The organism is Blastococcus sp. MG754426 (assembly GCF_021699055.1).
In the GTDB taxonomy this organism is placed as follows: Bacteria; Actinomycetota; Actinomycetes; order Mycobacteriales; family Geodermatophilaceae; genus Blastococcus.
Window position 1 is genome coordinate 1 of sequence record NZ_SSXC01000031.1, and the last position, 26,293, is coordinate 26,293.

A 26,293-nucleotide genomic window follows, 5' to 3' on the forward strand; every position below is an offset into this window, starting at 1 on the left:
CCGGACGCAGCGGCAGGTCGAAGAAATGAGGGGCGGTGCGCCAGGCCTGCGAATGGGCCGCGCCCATGAACGCGTAGCCGACCAGCCCGATGCCGAGGGTGGGGGTCATGTGCTTCTCCCAGCGGAGGTGGCGCGGCAGGGGAACGCGGGCGCTCCCCTGCCGCGCCGTCGACGGATCAGGACTCGAACGCGCGGTCGATGTAGTCCTCGACGTTCTCGGAGGTGACGACGGGGGCGTTGAGGACGATCTCGCGCGGGACCTCGGGCGAGACCAGGTCCGACAGCGACTTGCCCTGCGCGACCAGGCGGGCCAGCGCGATGCCGTCGGCGGCCTGGGTGTGCGGGTAGATGACGGTCGCCTGCAGCACGGAGTCACCGGACTGGATCTCGCGCATCGCGTTCGCCGAGCCGGCGCCACCGACCATGATGAACTCGTCCCGGCCGGCGTTGCTGATCGCGGCGAGGACGCCGACGCCCTGGTCGTCGTCGTGGTTCCACAGGGCGTCGATCTGCGGCGCGGCCTGGAGCAGGTTGGCCGCGGCCTCCTCGCCACCCTCGACGGTGAAGTCCGCCGCGACACGGTTGTCGACGTCGAGGCCGCAGTCGGCGAGCGCGTCGGCGAAGCCCTGGCTGCGGTCCTGGGTCAGCGGCAGCGAGTCGATGCCGGCGATCTCGGCGACGACGGCGTCGGGGTTGTCGCCCACCTGCTCGCAGATGTACGTGCCCGCGGAGACGCCCATGCCGTAGTTGTCACCCAGGATGGTGGCGCGGGCGGCGAACGGGCTGTTGAACTCGCGGTCGACGTTGATGACCGGGATGCCGGCCTCCATCGCCTGCAGCGCGACGGGGGTCATCGCGGCACCGTCGAAGGGCAGCAGCACGATCGCGTCAACGCCCTCGTTGATGAAGGTCTCGACCTGGCTGATCTGCGTGCTGACGTCGTTCGTGCCCTCGGCGACGATGAGGTCGACGTCCTCGTAGTTCTCGGCCTCGGCCCGGGCGGCCTCGGTGATGCCGGCCATCCAGCCGTGGTCGGCGGCCGGGGCCGAGAACCCGATCCGGACGGTCTCGCCGACCTCGTCGTTCGAGCTGGCGACCGCGTCCCCGCCACCGCCCTCCGAGGCGGAGGTCTCGGGCTCGTTGCTGGTGCAGCCCGCGACGAGCACGGTCGCGCCGGCCAGGGCGACCGCGGTGGACATCAGGCGACGGTAGGGGCGCTGCCTCGCTGCAGACATGTTCTTCTCCTCGGGGTGCCTTCTCCGGCGGGTCGCCGGCAGGGTTCGGTGGGGTGGGGTCAGTGGGTGGAGCCGGGCCGGTCGCCGCCGGGGGCGCCGGGCACGCTCGTGCCGCCGGCCACGGCACCGGCCGGGGTGCCCCCGGCGACCGGTCCGCCGGAGGACGACTCGCCGCGGCCGGAGCGGAGGCGGGAGAACCAGCCGGATCCGCCGCCGCGGCCCTCGGCCAGCCGCATCTGGAGCAGGACGGCGACGACGATGATGACGCCGCGCGCGACCGCCTGGACCGAGCTGGACAGGTTGTTGAGCGTGAAGATGTTGCCGAGCGTGACGAAGATCAGCACGCCCAGGACGGTGCCGACGATCGTGCCGCGGCCACCGGTGAGCAGCGTGCCGCCGATGACGACGGCGGCGATCACCTCGAGCTCGAGCAGCGTGCCGTGGGTCGAGCTGCCGGTGGTCGTCCGCGCCATCAGCATCACCGCGGCGATGCCGCAGGTGATCCCGGAGAGCACGTAGAGCTTGAGGGTGTGCCACTGCACGCGGATGCCGGCCAGCCGGGCGGCCTCGGCGTTGCCGCCGACGGCGAAGGTGTGCCGGCCGAAGGTGGTGCGGTTGAGCAGGATCCAGCCGGCGATCGACACCAGCGCCCAGATGATCACCAGCATCGGGATGCCGAGGACGTCGCCGCCGAAGAAGTCGAGGAAGCCCTCGTTCTGCACGATCTGGGTGCGGCGGTTGGCGATGATCTCGGCCAGGCCGCGGGCGGCGGCGAGCATGGCCAGCGTGGCGATGAAGGCCACCAGCCGCCCGTAGGCGATGACGATCCCGTTGACCAGCCCCGCCCCGGCACCGACCGCCACCGCGGTGAAGACCATGACGATCCAGTGGGTGTCCTCGGCCATGGCCTGGGTGGCCAGCGTGGTCGCCCACACCGACGAGAGCGCGACCAGCGCGCCCACCGACAGGTCGATCCCGCCGCCGATGATCACGAACGTCATGCCGATGCTCACGACGCCGACGACCGCGGCCAGCCGCAGGATGGTCAGCACGTTGTCGACGTCGACGAACCGCTCCGGCGCGGTGACCGCGCCGACGATGCAGAGCAGGACCAGCGCGACGACGAGGCCGACCAGGGGCCCCGCCGACCCGGCCATGAAGCCGGCGCGCCTGCCGCCGCCCCCTTCGGGCGCGCGGCCCTTGGACGTCGCGGGTGCGCCCGCTCCCCCGGTCGTCGCGGTGCTGCCGGTCATGCCACGTCCCCTTCGTGCTGCTGTGCGGTGGGCTGCTGCCGGTCGCCGCGCTGGCGCGGGCCGACCGATCCCTCCATGACGAGGTCGAGCACGGCGTGCTCGTCGAGCGCGTCGGCCGGTCGCTCGGCGACGACCGACCCGTCGGAGATCACCAGGACCCGGTCGGCCAGGCCGAGGACCTCGGGGATCTCGCTGGACACCACGACGACGGCGACCCCCCGGTCGGCCAGTTCGCGGATGAGCGCGTAGATCTCCGAGCGCGCACCGACGTCCACCCCGCGGGTGGGCTCGTCGAGGAGCAGGACCCGGCAGTCGCGCAGCAACCAGCGGGCGAGCACGACCTTCTGCTGGTTGCCGCCCGACAGCGTCCGCACCTCCCGGTCCACGTCGGCCGGGCGGACGTCGAGGGCCTGCACCTGCTCGCGGGCGGCGTCCTTCTCGTTGCTGCCGGAGAGGAAGCCGCCGCGGGCGAACCGGGCCAGGCTGGCGATGCTCATGTTGCGGTAGACGGCGTCGCCGAGGAGCAGTGCCTGGCTCTTGCGCTCCTCGGGGGCGAGCCCCACGCCGGCGGCCACCGCGGCGGAGACCCGGCCCGGGCGCAGCCGCCGGCCCGCCACCGAGACGGTGCCGCCGGTCGCCCGGCGCGCGCCGTAGATGGTCTCGAGGATCTCCGAGCGCCCCGACCCCACCAGCCCGGCGAGGCCGACCACCTCGCCCGGGCGGACGTCGAAGGACACCCCCCGGAAGGTGCCGCGCAGGCTCAGGTCGCGCACCGAGAGCAGCGGCTCCGCGGCGGGGACGGCCCGGCGCTCGGGGAAGACGTACTCGATGTCGCGGCCGGTCATCAGCTCGATCACCTGGCGGGTGGTGGTGTCGCGCACCGGCAGCCCGGTGGCCACGGTGCGCCCGTCCTTGAGCACGGTGATGCGGTCGCCGACCTCGCGGATCTCCTCCAGCCGGTGGGAGATGTAGACCACCGCGACGCCGTCGCGGGTCAGGTCGCGGATGACCTCGAACAGGTGCTGGACCTCTTCGTTGTCCAGGACGGCCGACGGCTCGTCCATGACGATCAGCTTCGCGTCCTGGGAGAGCGCCCGGGCGATGCTGACCATCTGCTGCGCGGCGGCGGGCAGCGAGCCGACCTCGGCGGTGGGCCGGATCTCCGGGTGGCCGAGCCGGGTCAGCAGCTTCCCGGCGGCCTCGTTCGCCGGCGCCGGCCGGGCGAGGCCGAAACGGGACCGCTCGCGGCCGAGGAAGATGTTGTCGGCCACGGTGAGCCCGGCGACCAGGTCGAGCTCCTGGTAGATGGTGGCGATGCCGTGCTTCATCGCCGCCTGCGGGTTGGTCAGGGAGACCGGCTCGCCCCGCCACTCGATCCGGCCGCCGTCGGGCTGGTGGGCCCCGGCGAGCACCTTGATCAGCGTCGACTTGCCGGCGCCGTTCTGCCCGAGCAGGCAGTGCACCTCACCGGCGCGGACGTCGAGGTCGACGCCGTCGAGCGCCCGCACACCCGGGAAGGTCTTGACGATCCCGTGCATCGCCAGCAGGGGCGCCCCCGTGTCGTCCCTGCCCCGTGCACCCGGCGCACCGGCCACGTCGCCACCTCCGGAAACTTTTGCTCAGCGCTGACCATTAGTCCGTTGAGGGAGCAACATATGGGGGGTGTCACACGGGGTCAAGGCTGCGGGGCCACGGTTACCGAACCGAGACCGGGAGATCTCCGTGGGACCGCGCCGCCGTCACGCACGGTCGCGGACGGGACGCCCGAGGGTGCCGGGGTGGGCCCGGAGGGGGTCGCGCTGGCGCGACGAACGCGCTCGGCCACCCGGAGGTGCGGCTACTGGCCGCGGTGCGATCCGGAGGATCGCGAGGTCACCGCCTCGACCGAGTCCTCGTCGAGGAACTCCTCGATGGCCATGAGGGCGGCACCGACCCGGCCGGAGAGGTCGGGCGCCTCGCTCACGGTGATCTCCAGCGCCCGGGCGGCCAGCGGCATGGAGCGCCGGTAGACGGCCTCGCGGATGCCGGCGAGCAGGGGGACGCCGGCCTGCGCGACGCCTCCGGTCATGACGATGCGGTGCGGGTTGAAGAAGTTGACCAGCGAGGCGAGCACGGTGCCGATCGTGCGCCCCGCGCCGCGCACCAGTTCCAGCGCGACGCCGTTGCCCTCCGCGGCCAGCCGCACCACCTCGCGCACCGTCTCCACGGGGAGGCCGGCCGCCGCCGCGTCCCGCAGCAGGGCCCCGCCACCGGCGATCGCCTCGAGGCAGTTCTCCTGCCCGCACCGGCAGACGACGGTGCGCCCGTCGGGCTGGGCGACGTGGATGTGCCCGATGTCGCCGGCGCTGCCCTGCGCCCCCCGGTAGACCCGGCCGTCGACAATCACGCCGCAGCCGATGCCGGTGCCGACCTTGACGACGAGCAGGTCCTGCGAGGAGCCGGCGACGCCGATCTCCCCCAGCGCCATGACGTTCACGTCGTTGTCCACGTAGACCGGGCACTCGTAGCGGCCGAAGGCGCTCGGGACCGGGTAGTCGTGCCAGCCGGGCATGATCGGCGGGTGCGACGGCCGGCCGGTCGAGAACTCCACCGGCCCCGGCACGCCGACGCCGACGGCGCACACGTCGGCGGGGGTCAGGCCCGCTTCCGCCAGCACCTTCTGCGCCAGCCGGTCGACCTCGGCGAGCACCGGGCCCGGGCCGTCGGCGATGTCGATCGGGTGCCCGACGGTGGCCAGGATCGAGGCCGACAGGTCGGTGACGGCGACGTCGACGCTGCTCGCCCCGAGGTCGACGGCGAGGACGCAGCCCGCCCGGCTGTTGAACTGCAGCAGCGTCGGCGGCCGGCCCCCGGTGCTCCAGCCACGACCGCCCTCCTCCAGGAGGTTCGCCGCGATCAGCTGGTCGACGCGCGCGCTGACCGTGTTCCGCGACGCCCCGGTGAGCGCGACGAGGTCCGCACGGCTGCGCGCGCGGCCGGTGCGCACGTGGCGCAGCAGCACGCCGGCCGAGGCAGAGGTGTACGCCACGCCGCCATAGTGGCACGTGAGGCGGCCCACCCCGGCGGACGTCGACCGACGGGGCGACGACGACGGGGGCATCCAGGGTTGACGGCCCGCGCACGGGGCACGCTGGTTGAGCACTGGACCAGCCCCCGACCCCGAGAGGTGCGCACCCATGGGCCTGCCCATCACCCTGTCCGAGATCGCCCCGCGGATCTCCGCCGGCGCCTTCATCCTCAACAGCGGCCTCGGCAAGCGCGGCGCCGACGAGGAGGCCGCGGCCGGCATGCACGGCTTCGCGGCCGGCACCTACCCGTTCCTCGGCAACGTCCCGCCGCAGCAGTTCGCGAAGGCCCTGTCGACGGCGGAGATCGCCATCGGCGCCGCCCTCCTCACCCCGTTCGTGCCGACCGCCGTCGCGGGCGCCGCGCTCACCGCCTTCTCCGGCGGCCTGCTGGGCCTGTACCTCAAGACGCCGGGCATGCGGAAGGAGGGCAGCCTGGCGCCCACCGAGCAGGGCCTGTCCATCGCCAAGGACAGCTGGCTGCTGGGCATCGGCATCGGGCTGCTCGTGCGCGGCACCGTCGACCGCCAGGAGCGGCGGGTGCGCCGGGCCGGCAAGGTGCTCGACAGGGCCAGCAAGCGCGCGGTGAAGGCGCGCAAGCGGCTCGACCGCTGACCCCCCGGGGGACGACGTCACCGGGCAGGGTCAGGCGTCGTCCCCCGGCAGGTTCACCAGGCCGACCAGCCGGCGCCGGCGCCCGTCGCCGGGCCGGTTGGACAGCCGCCGCTGGAACAGCGCGCGCAGGTCGGCCAGGAACCCGGCGAACTCCTCGTCGGTCAGCCACAGCCCCACCTGGCGGTAGCCGACGCCGTCGCGCGCCAGGTCGGGCGCGCCGCGGTCGAGGTAGCGGTCGAAGTCGGCCAGGAGGGCGGCGACGAACGCGGTGAACGCGCGCCGGTGGTCCTCGGCCGACAGCGCGGCCAGGTCGTCGGCCGGCACGTCCGCCGCCTCCAGCACCAGGCGGTAGCTGCGCTCCGAGGCGCCGCGGACCTTCCGCTCCCCCACCACCTCGAGCACGCCCGCGTCGGCCAGCACCCCGACGTGCCGGTAGAGCGACGCGACCGGCACATCGGGCAGCGCGGACCGCAGCTCGCCCGTGGTGAGCGTGCGGTCCCCGAGGAACGCCTGCACCACGCGGAGCCGAACGGGGTGCAGCAGCAGGTCGACCGAGTTCACGCGCCCACCGTTCTCATGATTGACATCACTCTCAGTTTTGAGAATAGTGACGGCATGGCCACGCTGCAACTGACGCCCTCGACCCTGTCGGTCCACCTCACCCCCGGCGAGAAGATCGCCGGCCTCCTGCGCGACGTCGCCGTGCCGCGCAGCGCGATCACCGAGGTGGAAGTCGTGGGCGACGCGGTCGGGGCGACCCGCGGGCTGCGCGCCCCCGGACTCGCGCTGCCCGGCGTCCGGAAGATCGGGACCTGGCGCCGCCCCGGCGAGCGCATGCTGGTCTGCGTCCGGCGCGGCCAGCCCGCCGTGCGCGTCCGTCTGGACGGCCAGCGGTACGACACGCTGCTCGTCGGCACCGACGACGCCGCAGCCGTCGCCGACTCGCTCCGCCGGGCCGGCTGACGTGCGCGACGTCCCCGTCCAGGTCCCCGGCGCCGCCGGCCCGCTCGCCGGCACGCTCACCCTCCCCGACGCGCCCGAGCCGGCACCCGCCGTGCTGCTGGCCTCGGGCTCCGGCCCGATCGACCGCGACTCCAACCACCGCCGCGCCCGGTTCGACGTCGCCCGCCAGCTCGCCGTCGCGCTGGCCGGCGCCGGGATCGCCTCGCTGCGCTACGACAAGCGCGGCGTCGGTGAGAGCCCCGGCGACTGGCGCACCGCCGGCCTCCACGACAACGTCGACGACCTCGGCGCCGCCCTCGACGCGCTGCGCGCGCGGCCGGAGGTGGACGCCGGCCGTGTGCTGCTGGCCGGGCACAGCGAGGGTGCGATCCTCGCCGCCGCGCTCGCCGCCCGGGGCGCCCCCGTGTCCGGGCTGGTGCTGCTCGCGATGAGCGCCACCCCCGGCGAGGAGCTGCTGCGGTGGCAGGCCCGGCAGATCACCCCGACGCTCCCCGCCCCGGTCCGGTTCGTCCTCCGCCTGCTCCGCACCGACCTGGAGTCGAAGGTGGCGGCCAACCACCAGCGGATCAAGGCGACGACCACCGACGTGGCCCGGATCGGTGGCGCGCGGATCAACGCCCGGTGGCACCGCGAGTTCCTGGCCCACGACCCGCGGGAGGACCTGCGCCGCATCGACGTCCCGGTGCTGGCGGTCACCGGCGCGAAGGACCTGCAGGCGCGGCCCGCGGACCTGGCGGTCCTCGCCGCCACGGTGCGCGGTCCGGTGGAGACCCGCCTCGTCCCCGACCTCACCCACACGTTGCGGCGGCAGCCGGGGCCGCCGTCGATGGGCGCCTACCGGCGGGAGCTGCGCGGCCCCCTCGACCCGGAGGTGCTGGGCACGGTCGTCACATGGTGTGAGCGCGCGGTCACAGGAGCCGACGGCGCGACGGCGGGCTGAGCGGCGCGCCGGAAGCACTTCCGCGACGGGGCGCCCGGCCCGAGGATCTCGATCCCACGATGGCTGCCGTCCGGTGGCCGCTCCGAGGAGGTCCCGTGCGTTCCTGGAACAGGCGTCCAGCGGCCCATCGCCTGGCCGTCGCGATCACGGGCCTCGCCCTGGTCGTGGCCGGCTGCGGCTCCGACGACCCCGACACCGAGGCGGTGGCCGACGTCCCGGCCGGGACCACGACGGAGTCGTCGCCGCCCAGCGCGACGGAGACCGCCACGTCGGCCCCGGCGTCGTCACCGGCCGGTCAGCAGGAGACCGAGACCGTCGAGGCGCAGCTCGTCGACTTCGCCATCGAGCTCGACGAGGACAGCTTCGCGGCCGGCACCTACGAGTTCGCCGTCTCCAACGAGGGCGACGCGAGCCACGACTTCGTGGTCGAGCGCGACGGCGAGGACGTCGCCGCGACGGCCGTCCTGCAGCCGGGGCAGTCGGAGACCCTCACCGTGGACCTCGAGCCGGGCAGCTACGTCATCTACTGCTCGGTGGGCAACCACCGGGCGATGGGCATGGAGGTCAGCGTGGAGGTCGCGTGATGACTGCGACGACCACCCCCGGGCGGCGCGCGGGGATGCTCACCTGGGCGTTGCGGCTGGCCGGCGCGGTGCTGCTGGCCGTGATGGGCTGGCTGCACCTGGACCTGTGGCTCGACGGCTACCGGAACATCGACGTCATCGGTCCGGCGTTCATGCTCAACGCGATCGCGGGTCTCGGGCTCGCCGTCCTGCTGCTGGTCGTCCCCCACCGGTGGCTGTGGGCCGTCGCCGCGCTCGGGGCGCTGACCGCGCTCGGGACCCTGGCCGGCCTGCTGCTGTCGACCACCGTCGGCCTGTTCGGGTTCGTCGAGACCACCGCGGCGCCGCTGTGGTGGGAGTCGTTCTGGGTCGAGCTGGCGGCCGTCGTCGTCCTGGCGGTGCTCGCCGTCGCAACCCGGCCGCGGCACCGCTGAGCCGCGCGGGCGGGCGGGGACGTCCCCGCCCGCCCGCGCGGGCTGCGCTCAGCGGACGCCGAGCAGGTGCTCCATCGCCAGCTGGTCCAGGCGCTCGAACTGCAGGCCGCGGGCGCCGAGCGCCTCGGGGTCGTGCGCCTCGTTCCGCAGCGCGTCCAGCGACTCGCCCTCGGCCAGGGTGGGGACGGCGAGCTCGGCCACGCGCGCGGCCTCCAGCGCCTCGGCGACCTCGGGGTCGGCCCGGAACGCCTGCACCTTGTCCCGCAGGATCAGGTAGTTGCGCATGCAGGCGCGGGCGGTCTCCCAGACGCCGTCGATGTCCTCGGTCCGCGGCGGCTTGTAGTCGAAGTGCAGGTAGCCGTCGTAGGCCTTGCCGGTGCCGGCGCCCAGGAGGGCGTCGACGGTCCAGAAGGCGCCGCGCAGGTTGCCCGCGCCGAAGCGCAGGTCCTGGTCGAAGCGCGGGCCGTGCTGGCCGTTGAGGTCGACGTGGAAGAGCTTGTCGTGCCACAGCGCCTGCGAGATGCCCTGGGCGAAGTTCAGCCCGGCCATCTCCTCGTGCCCGACCTCGGGGTTCAGCCCGACGCGGGAGGGCTCCTCCAGCTCGTTGATGAAGGCGATGGCGTGGCCGATCGTCGGCAGCAGGATGTCACCGCGCGGCTCGTTGGGCTTGGGCTCCAGGGCGAAGCGGATGTCGTAGCCCTTCTCGCGCACGTAGGCGCAGAGGACGTCCAGCCCCTCCTTGTACCGGTCGAGCGCGGCGGCGACGTCCTTGGTGGCGCCGGACTCGGCACCTTCCCGGCCGCCCCAGAGCACGTACGTCTTCGCGCCCAGCTCGGCGGCCAGGTCGACGTTGCGCAGCACCTTGGCCAGCGCGTACCGGCGCACGGCGCGGTCGTTGGCGGTGAAGCCGCCGTCCTTGAACACCGGGGCGCCGAACAGGTTGGTCGTGGCCATCTCCACGCCGACACCGGTCTCGGCGAGCGCCTTCTTGAACCGCTCGAGGGTGGTCTCGCGGGTGGCGTCGTCGGGCACCAGGTCGTCGTCGTGGAAGGTGACGGCGGCCGCGCCCAGCTCGGCGAGCCGGTGGACCGCCTCCACCGGGTCCAGCGGCGGGCGGACCGCGCCGCCGAAGACGTCGACGCCCTGCCAGCCGACGGTCCACAGACCGAAGCTGAACCTGTCGTCCTTGCGGGGGGTGTAGTCGGTCATGCGGGGATCTCCGTCCGGGTCGATCGGTGGGCTGCGCTGCCCTCGGGAGCCTCCGGCCCGCGCCGGCTCGCGCGGTCGTCGGCGGACGAGGAGGTGTGCTGCTCGCCGGTGGCGAGGGTGGTTCCCAGGTCGGCGACCTGGAGGTCGGGGGCGCGGCCGTCGGCCGCGCCGGGCTGCGGGGTCACCGGGCGCCTGCCCCGGCCGGCTCGAGCGAGGGCACCGGCACCAGGGTCGGGTCCTCGAACACCGACTCGAGGGCGACGTGGGCGCCGCCGCGGACGGCGGCGGTGAACCCGAGGGTGGAGAGGACGACGCGCGCGCCGGCCACGCCGGGCCCGAGCACCCGCGCCTCCAGCTCTGCCATGAGGGGCGCCATGAGGTACTTCCCGAGCACGGCGAAGTAGCCGCCGAGGATGACCACCCGCGGGTTGAACAGGTTGATCAGCACGGCGGCGCCGGTGCCGAGCGAGGCGCCCACCTGGTGGAGGGCGGCGAGGGTGCGGGCGTCACCGGCCTCGGCGCGGGCGGCCACCTCCGACAGGCGGGCCTCCAGGTCGCGGGCCGGGTCGCCCACCGGGTCGCCCGGGTCGGCGGCGGCGCGCAGCAGCGCCGCCATGCCGACGACGGTCTCCCAGCAGCCGCGCCGGCCGCAGCCGCAGACGAGGTCCGGGTCGCCCAGCGAGGTGTGCCCGACCTCGCCGGAGAGCCCGCCCGCACCGCGCAGCAGCCGGCCGGCGACGATCACGCCGCCGCCGACGCCGACCTCACCGGTCAGGTAGACCAGGTCGGGGGTGCGCGCCTCCGAGCCCATCGCCCACTCGGCGATGGCCGAGAGGTTCGCGTCGTTCTCGACGCGGATCGGGAACCCGGTGCCGAGGCGGGCGTGCAGGCCGTCCAGGACCGCGACGTCGTGCCAGCCGATGTTCGGCGCCAGCGTGACCACGCCGTCGACGCTGCGGACCAGGCCGGCGACCGCCACGGTCAGCCCGGCGGGACGGGCGCCGGCGGTGGCGGCCGCGGCCACCGCGTCGGACACCAGCCCGGCGACCGCGTCGAGGGTCCGCTCGGCGCCGAGGGTGGGCAGATCGAGGGCGAGCCGCTGCTCGAACAGCACCTCGCCGCGCAGGTCGAGCACGAGCACCGCGGCGTAGTCGACGTTGAGCTCGACACCGATGCCGCAGACGCAGCCGCCGTCCAGGTGCACGGTCAGGCCGGGGCGGCCGACCGCCCCCGCACGGTCGACCTCGCCGGTGGTGACCAGCCGGCGCTCGGCGAGCTCGGCGACGAGGCTGGACACCGTCGCCTTGTTCAGCCCGGTCTCCTGGGCGATGCGGGCGCGGGACCGCGGGCCGTGGTCGCGGAGATGGCGCAGGACCAACCCCAGGTTGGTGCGGCGCACCGTGGCCTGGTCGGCCGGGGCGCGCCGCTCGGACGACCCGTCGTACAGCGACGGCACCTCGCCCATGCCCACCTCCCCACCCGATTAGTCGGTTGCGCAAACAAATTAGGGGCTCCCGGGTCGGGCGGTCAAGGCGGACCGCCCCTGCTCCCCCGCGACCCTCCGCCGGGCGCCCGCGGGTGGGGCCGCCTAAGGTCCCCTTCCCATGACGCCCCTGTCCGCACCGCCGTCCACCGCCCGTCCCGCCGGCCAGGGCCCGGAGCGGGTCCGATGACCCTCGTGGCGGGCGTCGACACCTCGACGCAGGCGTGCAAGGTCGTCGTCCGCGATGCCGCGACCGGCGAGCTGGTCCGCTCGGGGCGGGCGCCGCACCCCGAGGGCACCGCCGTCGACCCCCGGGCGTGGGAGGAGGCCTTCCGGGCCGCCGCCGCGGAGGCCGGCGGGCTCGAGGACGTCGACGCCCTCGCCGTCGGCGGCCAGCAGCACGGGATGGTCTGCCTCGACGAGCGGGGCGAGGTGGTCCGCGACGCGCTGCTGTGGAACGACGTCCGCTCGGCGCCCGCCGCCGCCGACCTGATCCGCGAGCTCGGCGACGGCGACGAGGACGCCGGCCGCCGCGCCTGGGCCGACGCCGTCGGCCTGGTGCCGGTCGCCTCGTTCACGGCGACGAAGCTGCGCTGGCTGGCCGACGCCGAGCCCGCCAACGCCGACCGCACCGCCGCGGTCTGCCTGCCGCACGACTGGCTGACCTGGCGGCTGCGGGCCGACCGCGACCTCGGCACGCTGGTCACCGACCGCGGTGACGCCAGCGGCACCGCCTACTGGTCGGCGCGCACCGGCGAGTACCGCCTCGACCTGCTCGAGCGCGCGATGCGCGGTCGCCGTCCCTCGGTCCCCCGGGTGGCCGGCCCCGCCGAGGGCGTGGGCAGCCTCGCCGGCGGCCGCGCCGTCCTCGGCCCCGGCACCGGCGACAACGCCGCGGCGGCGCTGGGCCTGGCGGCGCGACCGGGCGACGTCGTCGTCTCGATCGGCACGTCCGGCGTCGTCTCCGCCGTGACCCCCACCGCCGTCGCCGACGTCACCGGCACCGTGGCCGGGTTCGCCGACGCCACCGGCAACCACCTCCCGCTCGTGGCCACGCTCAACGCCGCCCGCGTGCTCGACGCCGCCGCCGCGCTGCTCGGGGTGGACCACGCGACCCTCTCGGAGCTGGCGCTGTCGGCCCCCTCCGGCGCCGACGGCCTGGTGCTGGTGCCCTACCTGGAGGGCGAGCGGACGCCGAACCTGCCCCACGCCACCGGCTCGGTGCACGGCCTCACCCTGCGCACCTCGACGCCGGCGCACTGGGCCCGCGCCGCGGTCGAGGGGCTGCTCTGCGGGCTGGCCGACGGCATCGAGGCCGTCGTCGCCCAGGGCGTGGACGTCCAGCGGGTGATGCTCATCGGCGGGGCCGCGCGCTCGGCGGCCGTGCAGCAGCTGGCGCCCGGCATCTTCGGCCGGCCGGTCCTCGTCCCGCCGCCCGGCGAGTACGTCGCCGACGGCGCCGCGCGGCAGGCCGCCTGGGTGCTCTCCGGCGCGGACGCGCCGCCCGAGTGGCCGCAGCCGGGGCTGCAGGAGTTCGACGCCCCGGCGGCGACCCACGTGCGCGAGCGCTACGCCGAGGTCCGCGGCCGCACGGACGGCCAGTAAGAGGACCACGCTTCCCCCGCGGTGCGGCGGGAGGACGCGCGGTGTGCGGCGTGGTGCCGTGCGGCGCGGCCGGCGGCGGTCAGAAGGAGCGGAGGATGGCCGCCAGCCGCGCGGGGTGGGTCTGCACCGTCATGTGCGCCGCGCCCGGGAGCTCGACCAGCCGGCCGCGCGGCGCCGCACCGGCCACCCGCGCCGCCCAGTCGGCCGGGCACAGCGCGTCGCGGTCCCCGCGCACCACGACGACCGGCGCGGTGACCGCGGCCAGCCGCTCCTCGATGGCGTCCGGCGAGGCGGTCCGCCACAGCGCGCTCATCGCCCGCGGCCCGGTGCGCAGCCACTGCCGCACGATCAGCGGCACCTGCCACCAGGGCTCGGCGAGCGCGGTGCGCACCCAGCGCGCGGCGAGCACGCGCAGCCGGCGCATCCGCGGGTCGGTGGTCGGCCCGCACAGCAGGACCCCCACCACCCGCGGGTCGGTGGCGGCCGCGGCCACCACCTGGCAGCTCTGCGAGTGCCCGACCAGGACCACCGGCCCCCGGGGCAGCGCGGCGACCAGCCGCCGCGCGAGGTCGTCGACCGCCGGCACCGGTGACCGCCGCCCCATGCCGGGGAGGAGGACGACGTCGGCGGCAACTTCTCGGCGCAACCTGCGCGCGGAACGTTCATCCAGCCCGAGACCGGGAACGAGAACGACGGACACCGATCGCGGCACCCCGGAGGGTCTACCGGTCCCGCCGCCGGACCGCGAACCGACCGGGGTCGACGCGCTGTGAGGTGCATCTCCCCCGGGGTGCTCCCGACCGGCACGGGGCCGAGTGGAAGGATGAAACATCATGACGACATCACCAGCGCAGGCACCCGCCCCCACCGACACCCCCGGCGGCCGGCCGCGCGTCGTCATCGTCGGCTCCGGCTTCGGCGGCCTGTTCGCCGCGCAGGCGCTGAAGAAGGCGCCGGTCGAGGTCACGCTGATCGGCAAGACCGCCCAGCACCTGTTCCAGCCGCTGCTCTACCAGGTGGCCACCGGCATCCTCTCCGAGGGCGAGATCGCGCCGGCGACCCGGGAGATCCTGCGCCGGCAGAAGAACGCGCGCGTGGTGCTGGGCGAGGTCACCGACATCGACGTCGCCGGCCGCACGGTGACCTCGGAGATCCTGGGCCGGCAGACCGTGCACCCCTACGACGAGCTGATCGTCGCGGCCGGCGCCGGGCAGTCGTACTTCGGCAACGACCACTTCGCCGAGTTCGCGCCCGGCATGAAGAGCATCGACGACGCCCTGGAGCTCCGCGGCCGCATCTTCGGCGCCTTCGAGCTCGCCGAGATCGCCAAGGACCCGGCCGAGGTGGACCGGCTGCTCACCTTCGTCGTCGTCGGCGCCGGCCCCACCGGGGTGGAGATGGCCGGCCAGATCGCCGAGCTGGCGCGCCGGACCCTGCGCCGGGACTTCCGCAACATCAACCCCACCGGGGCCCGGATCATCCTGCTCGACGCCGCCCCGGCGGTGCTGCCGTCCTTCGGCGAGAAGCTCGGCGACGCCGCCCGGCGGCAGCTCAACGAGATCGGCGTCGACGTGCAGCTCGGCGCGATGGTCACCGGCGTCGACGCCGACGGCCTGGAGGTCAAGGACTCCGACGGCACGGTCCGGCGCATCCAGGCCGCGACCAAGATCTGGGCCGCGGGCGTGCAGGCCAGCGGGCTGGGTCGAATCCTCGGCGAGCAGACCGGCGCGGACGTCGACCGGGCCGGCCGCATCTCGGTGCAGCCCGACCTCACCCTGCCCGGCCACCCGGAGATCCACGTCGTCGGGGACATGATGGCGCTGGGCAAGCTGCCCGGCGTCGCCCAGGTCGCCATCCAGGGCGGCCGCTACGCCGCCGAGGCGATCGAGCGCCGCGCCACCGGCAAGAAGCCGCAGGAGCCGTTCGAGTACTTCGACAAGGGGTCGATGGCCACGATCTCGCGGTTCTCGGCGGTCGCGGACATCTGGAAGTTCAAGTTCAGCGGCTTCATCGCCTGGGTGCTGTGGCTGGTCGTGCACCTGATGTACATCGTGGGCTTCAAGAGCCGCGTCACCACGGTGCTGCACTGGATGGTCAGCTTCCTGGGCCGCGGCCGGTCCGAGCGGGTGGCCACCCAGCAGCAGGTCTACGGCCGGCTGGCGCTCGAGCAGCTCGGCCCGCGGTGGGAGGTCTCCAAGACCGGCGGGCCCAAGGACGTCGACCCCGCCGGCGAGGACGTCACGGAGCGCGACTCCGCGTAGCCAGGACCGGCGCGGGGACCTGGACCCCGCGCCGGTGCGTACCGGCCGCGGAACGGGTAGGCGCGCCCCGTGACGCAACGGGGACAGACCAGCGCAGCACGGTCGCAGGCACCACTGTGGCTCTGGCCGGCGGCCAGTGCGGCCCTGGCCGCCACCGCCGGGTGGGCCCTGGGCGCGGTGGAACCACGCGGCGGGTTCCTCGCCGGCCTGTGGCCCGCCGACACCAGCGCCGCCGGCACGCTCCTGCAACTGGTGGCCACCGCCGCGGTCACCATCACCACCCTGACCTTCAGCATCACGATCGTGGCGCTGCAGCTCGCCTCGCAGCAGTTCTCGCCCCGGCTGCTGCGCGACTTCGTCCGCGACGCGGTCACCAAGCGGGTCCTGTCGGTGCTGACCGCCACCTTCGTGTTCGCGGTCTCCGGCCTGCGCGGCATCAACAGCGCCGAGCCGGTGCCGACGCTGGTCTGCCTGGTCGCCGCACTGCTCGGCGTCGGCTGCGTCGGCGCGCTGCTCGCCTTCATCAGCCACATGGTCCGCATGCTGCGCGTGGACACGATGATGACGCGGGTCCACGACGACGCCCGGCGCGCGATCGAGACCTTCTACGGCCCGTACAGCGGCCACGGGCAGCGCTCCCCCGACGAGCTGGACCTGGAGGCGCGTGCGGGGCGGCTGGTGCACGCGCCCCGCAGCGGGTTCGTCGAGGTGGTCGACACGGGCACCCTCGTGGACGCCGCCCGCCGCCACGACGCCGTCGTCCGCGTGGAGGTCCGCCCCGGCGACATGATCACCCTCGGCAGCCCGATCGCCACGACGTGGGGCGGGAGCGAGGACCTCGACGACGCCGTCCGGGCGGCCGTCGTCCTGAACAACGAACGGACCATCGACCAGGACGCCGCCTTCGGCTTCCGGCAGCTCGAGGACATCGCCGTGAAGGCGATGTCCCCCAGCATCAACGACCCGGTGACGGCCGCGACGGCGATCGGCCACATGGGCGACCTGCTGGTCCGGCTGACCGGCCGGCACCTCGGCCCGACGCTGCACGCCGACGAGACGGGCGCCGGCCGCGCCGTGGTGCCCGACCGGGACCTGCGGTACTACCTCGACCTGGCCTGCGGTCAGGTGGCGCGCTTCGGCGGGAGCGAACCGACACTGGTCACCGCCCTGCTCCGGATGCTCCGCGACGTGGCGGTGGCCTGCCGGGACGACGGGCAGCGCGCCGAGGTCCAGCGCGCCGCCGACCTGGTCGCCGGGGAGCTCTCGCCGGGCTGGGGCCCGACGGACACCGCGACGGTCGAACTGCACCGGGACCAGGTCACCGCGGCGCTCGAGGGCCGGCTCGTCGACGCCTTCGCCGACCGCGCCGGCGAGACCCGCTCGATGTGAGCGTCAGCCGAGCCACCGGTCCAGCGCGGCGTTCACCCCCTCCGGGCGGACCACGTGCCCGCCGTCGAACTCGTCGTAGGTGACGTCGTAGCCCGACCGGTCGAACGCCGCCGCGAGCCGGCGGCCGCACCGGTCCACCGGCAGCACCCGGTCGCCGGTCCCGTGGGTGATCCAGATGCGCGGCCGGCCCACCGCGGCCGGCGGGGCGGCGAACCCTGGCGAGAAGGCCAGCACCGCCTCGAACAGGTCGCCGTTGGCCGCGCCGATCGAGAGGGCGTAGGAGGCGCCGTCGGAGAAGCCGCCGACGGCGCACCGGGCCACCGCCGTGTGCCCGGCGACCTGCTGCAACGCCGCGTCGAGCACGGCGACGTCGCGGCCCACGCGGCCGGTGAGGAGGTCCCAGGTGGCGGCCCCCGACCGCGGCGCCAGCACCAGCACCCCGCGCCCGGCGGCCGCCTGCTGCACCGCACCCAGGCTCTGCGCCGGGGTGCCGCCGGCGCCGTGGAAGAACACCAGCAGGGGGCGCGGGACCGGCTCTCCCGGCGGGACGGCGAGCAGGACCTCCGCTCCCCCGCCCAGGTCGAGCGCGTGCACCCCCGTCGCCCACGCCTCCCCGGGCGCGGCCCCGACCGGCCGGCTGCCGAGGCGGCCCGACGCGTGCCCCGGCCCGGTCACGCGTCGAAGGCGGCGACGGGCACGTGCTCGTCGGCCCGCTCCAGGTGCAGCGGCTGCAGGGGCGTGGTGTCGTCCAGGTAGAGGAAGGCGTCGTAGCGCTCGCCGAGCACCGTGGGCACGTAGTTCCCCCACCGCTCCCGCTCGGGCCGGTACACCACGCCGATCGCCCGGTGGTCCAGCCGCCGGTGCAGCCAGCCGGGCCGTTCCCCGCGCGGGTGGACGAAGAGGGCGTCCTCGCCCACGGCGTCGTGCAGCAGCGCCTCCAGGCTCCCCGACCGCGCGGGCGGCACGGTCATCCGCTCCGTCTGCGCACCCCACTCCCGCCCGGCGACCACCCCGCCGCGGTAGCCGCCGAACCCGACGAGGACGACGTCCTCGGCACCGTGCCGCTCCCGCAGCAGCTGCCCGACGTTGGTCATCCCGGCGTCGGCCATGTCGGTGGCCCGGGCGTCGCCGATGTGCGTGTTGTGCTCCCAGACGACGGCCCTGGGTCCGGCGTGCTCCAGCAGCCGGTCGAGGGTGTCGGCCATGTGCACGTCGCGGACGTTCCACGACTCCGCGGACCCGTGCACCATGGCCCGGTAGTAGCGCTCGGCACCGACCACCACGGCGGCGTTCTGCTCGACGGCGAACCGGGCGTCGGCCCCCGCGGCGGCCTCGGCCTCCCCGCGCCGCTCGCAGAGCGACCGCAGGAGGTCGACGGCCGCCTGCTCGCAGGAGGTGGGCGCGAACCGGCTCGCGAACGCGTACTCGGCGCCGTCCTCGCCGAAGGGCTCGAAGCAGGCGAGCGCCCGCTTGGCCTGCTCGACGTGGCCGGGCTCGTGCTCGGCGAGCCAGTCGACCAGCTCGTGCATCGAGTCCCAGAGGCTGTACACGTCGATGCCGTAGAAGCCGACGCGCTGCGCCTCGGGCAGCCCGGCGTTGCGGTCGCGCAGCCAGCGGCAGAAGTCGACGACGTCGTCGTTGGCCCACATCCACGTCGGCCAGCGGGCGAAGGCGTCGAGCGCGTCGCGCGGGTCCTCGTGGGCGCCCGGCCGCAGCCGCACGCTGCGGTCGACGCGGTAGCAGTCGGGCCAGTCGCCCTCGACGGCCACCAGGTCGAACCCCCGCTCCTCGACCAGCCGCCGGGTCAGCGCCGCCCGCCAGGCGTAGTACTCGTGCGTGCCGTGGCTGGCCTCGCCGACGGCCACGACCCGGGCGTCCCCGATCCGCTCCAGGAGCGGGTCGAGGTCCGCCGGCGTGCGCAGCGGCCGGGCCAGGGCGCGGATCTGCTCGAGCACCGGATCAGCCACGTCCACGTCCCTCCCGCACGATCGAGGCGGCGACCTCGCGCAGGTCGCCGGTGCGCCGCCACACCGCCCGCTGGCGCACCGCGGAGGTACCCCGGGCGAGCAGCCGCTGCACCAGCTCCCGCACCTCGTCGAGCTCCCCGCGGTCGGCCAGGTCGTCGGCGAGCTCGGCCAGCAGGGCACCCACCGCCGTCCGGGCGTCGACGAGCACGCCGGCGACCGGGTCGAACAGCGACCCGGAGACGCCGTCGCGCGCCGCCCGCCAGCGTGCCGCCCGCAGCAGCTCGGTCCGGGGCTGCTCGAAGGGCTCGTCGCGCTCCGCGCGCGCGGCGAGGACGCGGACCAGGGACGCCGCGAGGGCGGCGTGCAGGACGGCGTCGTCGAGGTCGGTGCAGACGTCGGCCAGCCGGAACTCGACGGTCGGCAGGTGCGAGGAGGGCCGCAGGTCCCAGTACAGGTGCGAGGCGTCCGCGATGACCCCGGCGGCGACCAGGCCGTCGACGACCGCGCGGTACCGGTCCGCGGATCCCAGCGGCTCGGGGATGCCGGTGTGCGGCCAGCGCCCCCACCACAGCGTCCGGTAGCTCTCGTAGCCGGTGTCCGCGCCGTCGTGGAACGGCGAGCTGCCGGTGAGCGCCAGCAGCACCGGCAGGTGGACGCGGGCCCGGTCGATCACCGCGACCGCCGTGTCCAGGTCGGGCACGCCGACGTGCACGTGGCAGCCGCAGATGTCCTGGCGCCGGGCGAGGCCGGCCCAGCGCCGCACCATGGCCTCGTACCGCGGCTCGGGGGTGATGACCTGCTCGCGCCAGCCGGCCGAGGGGTGGGTCGAGGCCATCAGGAGCGCCACCCCGGCGCTCTCCGCCGCGGCGCGCGCCTCCGCCCGGGTGCCCGCCAGCGCCGTCCGGACCTCGCCGAGGGTCCGGCAGATGCCGGTGGCCGTCTCCAGCTGCGTCGTGGTGATCTCGGCGTGCACCCGCTCGCCCAGCTCGTGCCGCGCCGCGGCGGCGACCAGGTCGGGGCTGGGGGCGAGCGCGAAGGTCCCGGGGTCGACGAGGTGGAACTCCTCCTCCACCCCGACGGTGGCGCCCGTGGCACCCGGACGACCGGCGGTGGACTGCACGCGCCCTCCTGTCCCGGGCAGCTCCCTGCGCGCACCGTACGGGTCCCGGCGCGGGCACGCACCCCCGCCGGCCAGGGCGGCGGACACCACCCGGACGGGGGGCGTCCCGCCTCCCTGGGCGGCGCGTCGTCACCCCCGACCCGCAGGATGGAGGGCATCGACCTCGGGGGGAGGACGAGGAGGAACTGGGTGCAGACCGGACCACGCACGGCCGCGACCATGCTGGCGGTGGTCTACGGCGTCAGCGGGCTCCTCTGCTGGTTCAGCGCCGCGGCGCCGATGGACGACGCCACACCCGTCGGCCTGCTGTGGGCGCTCGGGGGGATCGGCCTGGCGGCCGGCGCGGCGCTGCGGTCGGCCGCCGGGCGGCTGCCCTCCTGGGTGCTGCACGCCGGCGTCGCCCTGCTCTCCGTGCTGGTCGGCGTGGTCGCCTGGCGCGCGGCGACCGCCGTGGGCGTCGTGGGCCTGGGGCCCGCGCTGATCGCGGTGAGCCTGTACGCCGCGCACTTCTTCCCGCTTCGGGTCGCCCGGGCGCACGCCGCCCTCGCCCTGGTCTCCGGCAGCGCCGGTGCGTGGGCCGCCGCGCCGTCGGACTTCGTGTCGCCGTGGATCGCCGTCGTCGTGTCGGTGGTCGTGCTGACCGAGGTGCAGGGGCGGCTGGCCCGGCAGCTGTGCCGAGCGGCGGCGACCGACCCGCTCACCGGGGTGGCCAACCGCCGCGCCTGGGAGGAGCAGGCGGCCGGGCACCTGTCACGAGCGGCGCGCACCGGCGAGCCCCTGACCTTCGCGATCCTCGACCTCGACGACTTCAAGGAGGTCAACGACCGGGACGGGCACGGCGCGGGCGACGACCTCCTCCGCGAGCTGACCGCGAGCTGGCGGCGCCGGCTGCGGCGGGCCGACGTGCTGGGCCGGTACGGCGGCGACGAGTTCGTGCTGTGCCTGCCGGCGACCGACGAGGACGCCGCCTGGCAGCTCATGGCGGCGCTGGCGGAGACCCACCCCTTCACCTGGACCGCCGGGGTCGCCGCGGCCGCGCCCGGGGACGAGCTCGCCACCGTGCTCGCCCGCGCCGACGCGCAGCTCTACCGGCGCAAGCGCAACCGGCTGGCCTGAGCCGCGGCCGGCTTCAGCCGCGGCGCCAGTCGTCGGCCGCCAGGTGCGAGCCGGCCATCGGGCCCATCTGCAGCATCCCGCCGTCCACCGCCCACGAGGCACCGGTGACGTACCCGGCGCCGGGCGAGGCGAGGAAGGCGACGACGGCGGCGACCTCGCGGGCGTCGCCCGGCCGGCGCAGCGGGACGCCGGGGCGCTCGTGGCCGGGCGCGGTCGGGTCCTCGTCCTCCTGGCCGGTCATCGGGGTGGCGATCTCCCCCGGGGCGACGGAGTTGACGGTGATCCCGTGCTCGGCCAGCTCCAGGGCGGCGACCTTGGTGAGCAGGCCCAGCCCGCCCTTGGCGGCGCAGTAGCCGGCCGCGCCGACGCGCGGCGCGTGCTCGTGGACGCTGGTGATGTTCACGATCCGCCCGCCGTTCCCGGCGGCGACCATCCGCCGCGCGGCCCGCTGCAGGCACAGGAAGGCGCCATCGAGGTCGGTGGCCAGCACCTCGCGCCAGGTGGCGAAGTCCAGGTCCAGCAGCGGCGTGGAGTGGCCGGTGCCCGCGTCGTTCACCAGGACGTCGACGCCGCCGAGGGCGTCGGCCAGCTCGTCGACGACGTCGGCCGCGGCGGGCAGCCGGGTCAGGTCGAGGTGGCGGACCTCCGCCCGCCGGCCCAGCGCCCGCACCTGCTCGGCGGTCGCCTCGCCGGCATCCCGGTCGCGGTACCAGGTGATCCCCACGTCGCAGCCCTGCTCGGCCAGGGCCAGCGCGACCGCCCGCCCGATGCCCGACTCCGACCCCGTGACCAGGGCGACCCGCCCGCTGCCTCCCGCCATGCCTGCGACGCTAACGATCCCGTGACAGCCGCGCACCGCGACGGCTGCCGTGGCGCCGCCGGGTAGAGGAGTGGCATGACCGCCACCCGGCCGCTGCTCGCCCGGCTCCTGCTCGTGCCCGCCGTCCTCCTGCTGCCCGCCACCGGGTGCGTCGTCGTCGAGACCTCGTCCCCCGGGACCGGCGCCGGGTCGGTCTCCACGCCCGCGCCCGGCGAGCCGCCGTCGGCCGAGGACGGTGACGCCGCCGAGCGGATGGCCCGCGCCGTCTTCGAGCGGGTGAACGACGAGCGGGCGGCGCGCGACCTGGCCCCGCTGGAGTGGGACGAGTCGCTGGCGGGCGTGGCCCGCGACTGGAGCGAGCAGATGGCCGGCGAGGGCCGGCTGCAGCACCAGGACGTCCGCGCCCTCCTCGACCGGGAGGAGCTGAGCGGCTTCGCCGGCATCGGGGAGAACATCTTCACCTCGTCCGGGTCGGTACCGGCCGGAGCGGCGCACGCGGGCTGGATGCGCTCGGACGACCACCGGGTCAACGTGCTCAACCCGGGCTGGAACCGCATCGGCATCGGTTTCTTCTGCGCCCCGGACGGCTCGGTGTGGGCGACCCAGGAGTTCGGCCGCACGGCGGGCGCCGACCGCCCCGAGGTCAGCCAGGAGACGCCGCCCCAGGAGCCGATCGCCCGGCCGGAGGAGGACGGGCCCGCCTGTGGTTGAGGCTCGGGAGCGCCTCCGGCGGCTCCGGCGCCGGCTGGGCGAGGGCTACCGGAGGGTGCCCGAGCCCGTCCGGCGGTTCCTCGCGTGGCTGCGCAGCCCGGAGTTCCTGACCACGAGCGCCAGCCTCGCGTTCTACGCGATGGTCTCCCTGCCGCCCATGGTGCTGCTGGGCTTCTGGGTCGCGGGCCTGGTCGTCGACGACTCCGCGCTGCAGGACCTCGGCACGCAGGTGGACGACCAGGCGCCCGACCAGCTCCCCGTCGCCGACGTGCTGCGCGCGCTGATCGACGTGGCCGCGCAGACGGGGCCGGTCGCGGCGGTCGCGGCGGTCTGGCCGGCGACCACCTACGGCGCGGCCCTGGCCCGGGCGTTCAGCGCCGTGGCGCCGGAGACCGAGCGGCGGATCCGCGGCTGGACGGGGCGGCTGCTCGCACTGGCGATCATCGCCGTCCTTCCCCTGGCGGTGTTCTCGGCACTCGCGGCGCTCTACCTCGTGCCCCGGCTGCTCGGGTCGGGGCTCGCGCTGCGGCTGGCGATGGGGCTGGGCGCGCTGCTCCTGCTCTGTCTGGGCATCGGCCTGGTCTACACGCTGTTCCGGCTCTGGGAGACGCGGGTCGGCGACGTCGTCATCGGCGCGGCGACCGCGACCGGGCTGGTGGCCGTCACCACCGGCGGGTACCTCGTCTACCTCGAGCACGCCGACTTCACCGCCCGCTACGGGCCGACGGCGCTGGCCACCGCGGTGCTGCTGGGCCTGTGGCTGCTGCTGGGGAACGCCGCGTTGATCGCCGGCTACCGCGTGCTGGCCCGCCGGGTGCACGCCCGGCGCCGGGCGACCGGGGCCGCGGGAACCGTCGTACCCCGCGCCTAGCGTCCCGGGTGACACCCGGCCCGGCGGAAGGCGGCAGCCATGACCACCGACACCCCCGTCCCCAGCGGCACCCCGGACGGCGAGCGCGCCGATCTGCTCGAGACGCTCGCCGCGCACCGCGAGTTCCTGCGCTGCACGGTGCGCGGCCTCACCGACGAGCAGGCCCGGCAGCGGACCACCGCGAGCGCGCTGACCCTCGGCGGGCTGGTCAAGCACGTGGCGGCCACCGAGGCGCGCTGGGCCCGCTTCGTCGTCGAGGGCACCGCGGCGATGGCGCCGCCGAGCGACGCCGCCGGCGCGGGTGCGTGGACCGACGGCTTCCGGTTGCTCCCGGGCGAGACGCTGGCCGGCGTGCTCGCGGAGTACGCGGAGGTCGCCCGGCGCACCGACGACCTCGTGCGCACCCTGCCCGACCTCGACGTCGCGCACCCGCTGCCGGAGGCGCCGTGGTTCCCGCCCGGCGCCACGCGCTCGGCCCGGCGGGTGTTCCTGCACATCGTCGCCGAGACCGCCCAGCACGCGGGCCACGCCGACATCCTGCGGGAGTCGCTGGACGGGCAGAAGACGATGGGGTGAGCCGCTCAGCCCCCCGGCCCGCCGACGGCGGCGACCACCTCCTCCAGCGCCGCCAGGCTGTGCCCGCTGACGAAGGCGTCGCAGAACGGCAGCGCGGCCGCCATGCCGCCGGCCAGCGGCGCGTACCCCGGGGCGGCCCGGCGCGGGTTGACCCACACGATGCGGTGGGCCAGCCGGCGCAGGCGTCGCATCGCGTCCGCCACCTCCTCGGGGTCGTCCTGCGCCCACCCGTCGGACAGCAGCAGCACGACGGCGCCCCGGGCCGGCCCGCGGCGGCCGTGGTCGGCGACGAACCGGCGGACCGCCTCGGCCAGCCGGGTGCCGCCGGCCCAGTCCGGTGCCGCCGCCGCGGCCCGGGCCAGCGCCTGGTCCGGATCGCGGACCGCGAGCTGGCGGGTGAGCCGGGTCAGCCGCGTGGAGAAGACGAACGCCTCGGCCCGCGCGCCGGCGACCGCGCCCTGCAGCAGGGTCAGGTAGACGCGGGTGTAGGGCTCCATCGAGCCCGAGACGTCGCAGAGCAGGACCAGCGGGCGGGGGACGCTCCGCCGGACGACGTGCACCAGTCGGGCCGGGTCACCCCCGGTGCGCTGCGCGGCGCGGACGGTGCGGCGGAGGTCCAGGGTGTCCCCCGCCCGCCGCGAGGGCCGCCGGCGCCGGCTGCGGCGCGGCGGTGTGCCCAGCACCAGGCGGCGCACCAGCCGGCGCACCTCGTCGACCTCCCTGGCGTCGAGGTCGGCGAACGAGGTGTGCCGCAGCCGCTCCTCGGCGGAGGCGGCGGCGAGGAGCACCTCCCGCTCGGCCTCCGCGCCGTCGTCCCCGCCGGTGCCCGTGGCCGCGCTCCCGGTGCCGCCGGGCTCGGCCGGGCGGTCGTCCGGCGGGCTGGGCCGGGTGCGCGGCTCGCTGCCGACCGCCGGCGGGGCGGTGGGGTCGCCCCGGCTGTCGGCGGGGTCGAGCCGGCCGTCGAAGAGGGCGGAGAACACCGCGTCGAACACCGGCAGCTGCGCGCGGTCGGTGACGAGCGCGACCCGGCAGGTCCAGTACAGCGCGGCGCGGTCCACCGGCGGCACCAGCTGCAGGGCCCGGGCCAGCCCCGCCGCGCGGTCGGGCGGCGCCGGCAGCCCGGCGCGGTGCAGGGCCGTGGTCAGGCCCACCGCCAGCGGGCCCGCGCCGACCGGCGGCAGGTCACCCACCGGCCAGCCAGGCCGCCCCGCGGGCGTGCACGAGTTCCCGGTCGTCCCGGTTCTTGAGCACCGCTCCCCACGTCCGCTCGACGGCGGCGGCGTCGAGCCGGGAGAGGCCCAGCAGGCCGAGCGCAGCCACCCAGTCGATCACCTCGGCGATCCCCGGCGGCTTGACCATGTCCAGCGAGCGCAGCCGGGCCACCGCCGCGGCCGCGGACTCGGCCAGCGGCAGGTCGCTGCCCGGTACCCGCCGGCGCACGATCTCGGCGACCCGCTCCGGCGGCGGGTAGTCGATCCAGTGGTACAGGCACCGGCGGGTCAGGGCGTCGTGCAGGTCGCGGGTCCGGTTGGAGGTGAGGACGGCGACCGGCGGGTGCGCGGCGCGGATGGTACCGAGCTCCGGCACGGTCACCGCCGCCTCGGCGAGCACCTCGAAGGTGAACGCCTCGAACTCCGCGTCGGCACGGTCGATCTCGTCGAGCAGCAGCACCGCCGGCCGGGGGCCCGGGTGCTCGACGGCCTGCAGCAGCGGGCGGCGCAGCAGGTAACCGGCGCCGAAGAGGTCGTCCTCGGCCAGCGGGGCTCCGGCGGCCTCGGCCAGGCGGATGCCGAGCAGCTGGCGGGGGTGGTTCCACTCGTACAGCGCCTCCGCCGCGTCGATCCCCTCGAAGCACTGCAGCCGGTGCAGCGGGGTGTCGAGCACCCGGGCCAGCGCCTTGGCCGCCTCGGTCTTGCCCACCCCCGGTTCGCCCTCCAGCAGCAGCGGCTGGGGCAGCCGCACGGCCAGGAACATCGCCGTCGCCAGGCCCTGGTCGGCCAGGTACCCCACGTCGTCGAGCGCCCGGGTGAGCGCGGCGACGTCGGGCACCCGGGCCGCCACGTCCGACCCGGCGCCGGCCCGGGCCGGGCCGCTCAC

The 26,293-nt window shown here is 75.7% G+C and carries 27 protein-coding genes; 12 read left to right on the forward strand and 15 right to left on the reverse strand.

Going from position 1 to position 26,293, the window contains the following annotated elements; genetic code table 11:
• Window positions 1–176 precede the first annotated feature (176 nt).
• The 4 genes from E9549_RS11820 to E9549_RS11835 all read right to left on the reverse strand — a co-directional run bounded on the left by E9549_RS11820 (window position 177) and on the right by E9549_RS11835 (window position 5,516).
• Window positions 177–1,199, reverse strand: a complete 1,023-nt coding sequence (locus E9549_RS11820) for a substrate-binding domain-containing protein (RefSeq protein ID WP_236826737.1) — start codon at window positions 1,197–1,199, stop codon at window positions 177–179.
• A 95-nt stretch (window positions 1,200–1,294) separates the two neighbouring features.
• Window positions 1,295–2,488 carry an ABC transporter permease gene (locus tag E9549_RS11825; RefSeq protein ID WP_236826738.1) on the reverse strand — a complete coding sequence of 398 codons (1,194 nt, stop codon included), beginning with the start codon at window positions 2,486–2,488 and terminating at the stop codon, window positions 1,295–1,297.
• Window positions 2,485–4,083 carry a sugar ABC transporter ATP-binding protein gene (locus E9549_RS11830; RefSeq protein ID WP_236826739.1) on the reverse strand — a complete coding sequence of 533 codons (1,599 nt, stop codon included), beginning with the start codon at window positions 4,081–4,083 and terminating at the stop codon, window positions 2,485–2,487. The genes E9549_RS11825 and E9549_RS11830 overlap by 4 nt, the downstream gene beginning before the upstream one ends.
• A 242-nt stretch (window positions 4,084–4,325) precedes the next feature.
• Window positions 4,326–5,516: an ROK family protein gene (locus E9549_RS11835; RefSeq protein ID WP_236826740.1), complete on the reverse strand. Its 1,191-nt coding sequence runs from the start codon at window positions 5,514–5,516 to the stop codon at window positions 4,326–4,328.
• Between the two features lie 148 nt (window positions 5,517–5,664).
• Between E9549_RS11835 and E9549_RS11840 the strand changes: the two genes are divergently transcribed.
• Window positions 5,665–6,168 carry a hypothetical protein gene (locus tag E9549_RS11840; protein WP_236826741.1) on the forward strand — a complete coding sequence of 168 codons (504 nt, stop codon included), beginning with the start codon at window positions 5,665–5,667 and terminating at the stop codon, window positions 6,166–6,168.
• 30 nt (window positions 6,169–6,198) lie between these two features.
• On the opposite strand, the gene E9549_RS11845 is transcribed toward E9549_RS11840, so the two are convergent.
• Window positions 6,199–6,729 (reverse strand): helix-turn-helix domain-containing protein, encoded by a 531-nt coding sequence (locus E9549_RS11845; RefSeq protein WP_236826742.1) that lies wholly within the window; start codon window positions 6,727–6,729, stop codon window positions 6,199–6,201.
• Window positions 6,730–6,783: 54 nt separating this feature from the next.
• On the opposite strand from E9549_RS11845, the gene E9549_RS11850 reads away from it, so the two are divergent.
• The 4 genes from E9549_RS11850 (at window position 6,784) to E9549_RS11865 (ending at window position 9,068) form a co-directional block, all read left to right on the forward strand.
• Window positions 6,784–7,131, forward strand: coding sequence for a hypothetical protein (locus tag E9549_RS11850; RefSeq protein WP_236826743.1), 348 nt, complete (start codon window positions 6,784–6,786; stop codon window positions 7,129–7,131).
• A 1-nt stretch (window position 7,132) separates the two neighbouring features.
• Window positions 7,133–8,071 carry a S9 family peptidase gene (locus E9549_RS11855; RefSeq protein ID WP_236826744.1) on the forward strand — a complete coding sequence of 313 codons (939 nt, stop codon included), beginning with the start codon at window positions 7,133–7,135 and terminating at the stop codon, window positions 8,069–8,071.
• 95 nt (window positions 8,072–8,166) lie between these two features.
• The gene (locus tag E9549_RS11860; RefSeq protein ID WP_236826745.1) at window positions 8,167–8,655 is read left to right on the forward strand and encodes a cupredoxin domain-containing protein; all 489 of its coding nucleotides are present in this window, start codon (window positions 8,167–8,169) and stop codon (window positions 8,653–8,655) included.
• Window positions 8,655–9,068, forward strand: a complete 414-nt coding sequence (locus tag E9549_RS11865; RefSeq protein WP_236826746.1) for a hypothetical protein — start codon at window positions 8,655–8,657, stop codon at window positions 9,066–9,068. Before E9549_RS11860 ends, E9549_RS11865 begins: the two co-directional genes overlap by 1 nt.
• A gap of 48 nt (window positions 9,069–9,116) precedes the next feature.
• Here the strand turns inward: E9549_RS11865 and xylA are convergent, their stop codons facing one another.
• From xylA to E9549_RS11880, 3 genes are read right to left on the reverse strand one after another with little or no spacing between them, the layout of a single operon-like run.
• Window positions 9,117–10,277, reverse strand: coding sequence for a xylose isomerase (gene xylA / locus E9549_RS11870; protein ID WP_236826747.1), 1,161 nt, complete (start codon window positions 10,275–10,277; stop codon window positions 9,117–9,119).
• On the reverse strand, window positions 10,274–10,462 hold the full coding sequence (locus E9549_RS11875) for a hypothetical protein (protein ID WP_236826748.1): 189 nt from the start codon (window positions 10,460–10,462) through the stop codon (window positions 10,274–10,276). Before E9549_RS11875 ends, xylA begins: the two co-directional genes overlap by 4 nt.
• Window positions 10,459–11,742: an ROK family transcriptional regulator gene (locus tag E9549_RS11880; RefSeq protein WP_236826749.1), complete on the reverse strand. Its 1,284-nt coding sequence runs from the start codon at window positions 11,740–11,742 to the stop codon at window positions 10,459–10,461. The genes E9549_RS11875 and E9549_RS11880 overlap by 4 nt, the downstream gene beginning before the upstream one ends.
• Before the next feature lie 204 nt (window positions 11,743–11,946).
• On the opposite strand from E9549_RS11880, the gene E9549_RS11885 reads away from it, so the two are divergent.
• A complete protein-coding gene (locus tag E9549_RS11885) occupies window positions 11,947–13,365 on the forward strand; it encodes a xylulokinase (RefSeq protein WP_236826750.1) in 1,419 nt (472 codons plus the stop codon).
• A gap of 79 nt (window positions 13,366–13,444) precedes the next feature.
• Here the strand turns inward: E9549_RS11885 and E9549_RS11890 are convergent, their stop codons facing one another.
• Window positions 13,445–14,065: an alpha/beta fold hydrolase gene (locus tag E9549_RS11890; RefSeq protein WP_236826751.1), complete on the reverse strand. Its 621-nt coding sequence runs from the start codon at window positions 14,063–14,065 to the stop codon at window positions 13,445–13,447.
• 133 nt (window positions 14,066–14,198) lie between these two features.
• Between E9549_RS11890 and E9549_RS11895 the strand changes: the two genes are divergently transcribed.
• Together E9549_RS11895 and E9549_RS11900 are read left to right on the forward strand one after the other, a co-directional pair.
• Complete coding sequence (locus E9549_RS11895; protein WP_236826752.1) at window positions 14,199–15,626, forward strand: NAD(P)/FAD-dependent oxidoreductase; 1,428 nt, start codon at window positions 14,199–14,201, stop codon at window positions 15,624–15,626.
• Window positions 15,627–15,695: 69 nt separating this feature from the next.
• Window positions 15,696–17,015, forward strand: a complete 1,320-nt coding sequence (locus E9549_RS11900; RefSeq protein WP_236826753.1) for a DUF2254 domain-containing protein — start codon at window positions 15,696–15,698, stop codon at window positions 17,013–17,015.
• A gap of 3 nt (window positions 17,016–17,018) precedes the next feature.
• Here E9549_RS11900 and E9549_RS11905 read toward each other — a convergent pair whose 3' ends face one another.
• The 3 genes from E9549_RS11905 to E9549_RS11915 are packed head-to-tail and all read right to left on the reverse strand — an operon-like array spanning window position 17,019 to window position 20,102.
• On the reverse strand, window positions 17,019–17,690 hold the full coding sequence (locus tag E9549_RS11905; RefSeq protein WP_236826754.1) for an alpha/beta hydrolase: 672 nt from the start codon (window positions 17,688–17,690) through the stop codon (window positions 17,019–17,021).
• Window positions 17,687–18,982, reverse strand: coding sequence for an erythromycin esterase family protein (locus E9549_RS11910; RefSeq protein ID WP_236826755.1), 1,296 nt, complete (start codon window positions 18,980–18,982; stop codon window positions 17,687–17,689). Before E9549_RS11910 ends, E9549_RS11905 begins: the two co-directional genes overlap by 4 nt.
• Window positions 18,975–20,102: a glutamate--cysteine ligase gene (locus E9549_RS11915; RefSeq protein ID WP_236826756.1), complete on the reverse strand. Its 1,128-nt coding sequence runs from the start codon at window positions 20,100–20,102 to the stop codon at window positions 18,975–18,977. Before E9549_RS11915 ends, E9549_RS11910 begins: the two co-directional genes overlap by 8 nt.
• Window positions 20,103–20,291: 189 nt before the next feature.
• Here E9549_RS11915 and E9549_RS11920 point away from each other — a divergent pair, with 189 nt between their 5' ends.
• Window positions 20,292–21,218, forward strand: coding sequence for a GGDEF domain-containing protein (locus tag E9549_RS11920; protein ID WP_236826757.1), 927 nt, complete (start codon window positions 20,292–20,294; stop codon window positions 21,216–21,218).
• Between the two features lie 13 nt (window positions 21,219–21,231).
• Here E9549_RS11920 and E9549_RS11925 read toward each other — a convergent pair whose 3' ends face one another.
• Window positions 21,232–22,038: an SDR family oxidoreductase gene (locus E9549_RS11925; RefSeq protein WP_236826758.1), complete on the reverse strand. Its 807-nt coding sequence runs from the start codon at window positions 22,036–22,038 to the stop codon at window positions 21,232–21,234.
• A gap of 75 nt (window positions 22,039–22,113) precedes the next feature.
• Between E9549_RS11925 and E9549_RS11930 the strand changes: the two genes are divergently transcribed.
• The 3 genes from E9549_RS11930 to E9549_RS11940 are packed head-to-tail and all read left to right on the forward strand — an operon-like array spanning window position 22,114 to window position 24,196.
• A complete protein-coding gene (locus E9549_RS11930; protein WP_236826759.1) occupies window positions 22,114–22,749 on the forward strand; it encodes a CAP domain-containing protein in 636 nt (211 codons plus the stop codon).
• Between the two features lie 55 nt (window positions 22,750–22,804).
• Window positions 22,805–23,620, forward strand: coding sequence for a YhjD/YihY/BrkB family envelope integrity protein (locus E9549_RS11935; protein ID WP_236826760.1), 816 nt, complete (start codon window positions 22,805–22,807; stop codon window positions 23,618–23,620).
• Window positions 23,621–23,659: 39 nt separating this feature from the next.
• Complete coding sequence (locus tag E9549_RS11940) at window positions 23,660–24,196, forward strand: DinB family protein (protein WP_236826761.1); 537 nt, start codon at window positions 23,660–23,662, stop codon at window positions 24,194–24,196.
• A 5-nt stretch (window positions 24,197–24,201) separates the two neighbouring features.
• On the opposite strand, the gene E9549_RS11945 is transcribed toward E9549_RS11940, so the two are convergent.
• Both E9549_RS11945 and E9549_RS11950 read right to left on the reverse strand, forming a co-directional pair.
• Window positions 24,202–25,386 (reverse strand): VWA domain-containing protein, encoded by a 1,185-nt coding sequence (locus E9549_RS11945; RefSeq protein ID WP_236826762.1) that lies wholly within the window; start codon window positions 25,384–25,386, stop codon window positions 24,202–24,204.
• A complete protein-coding gene (locus E9549_RS11950; protein WP_236826763.1) occupies window positions 25,379–26,293 on the reverse strand; it encodes a MoxR family ATPase in 915 nt (304 codons plus the stop codon). The genes E9549_RS11945 and E9549_RS11950 overlap by 8 nt, the downstream gene beginning before the upstream one ends.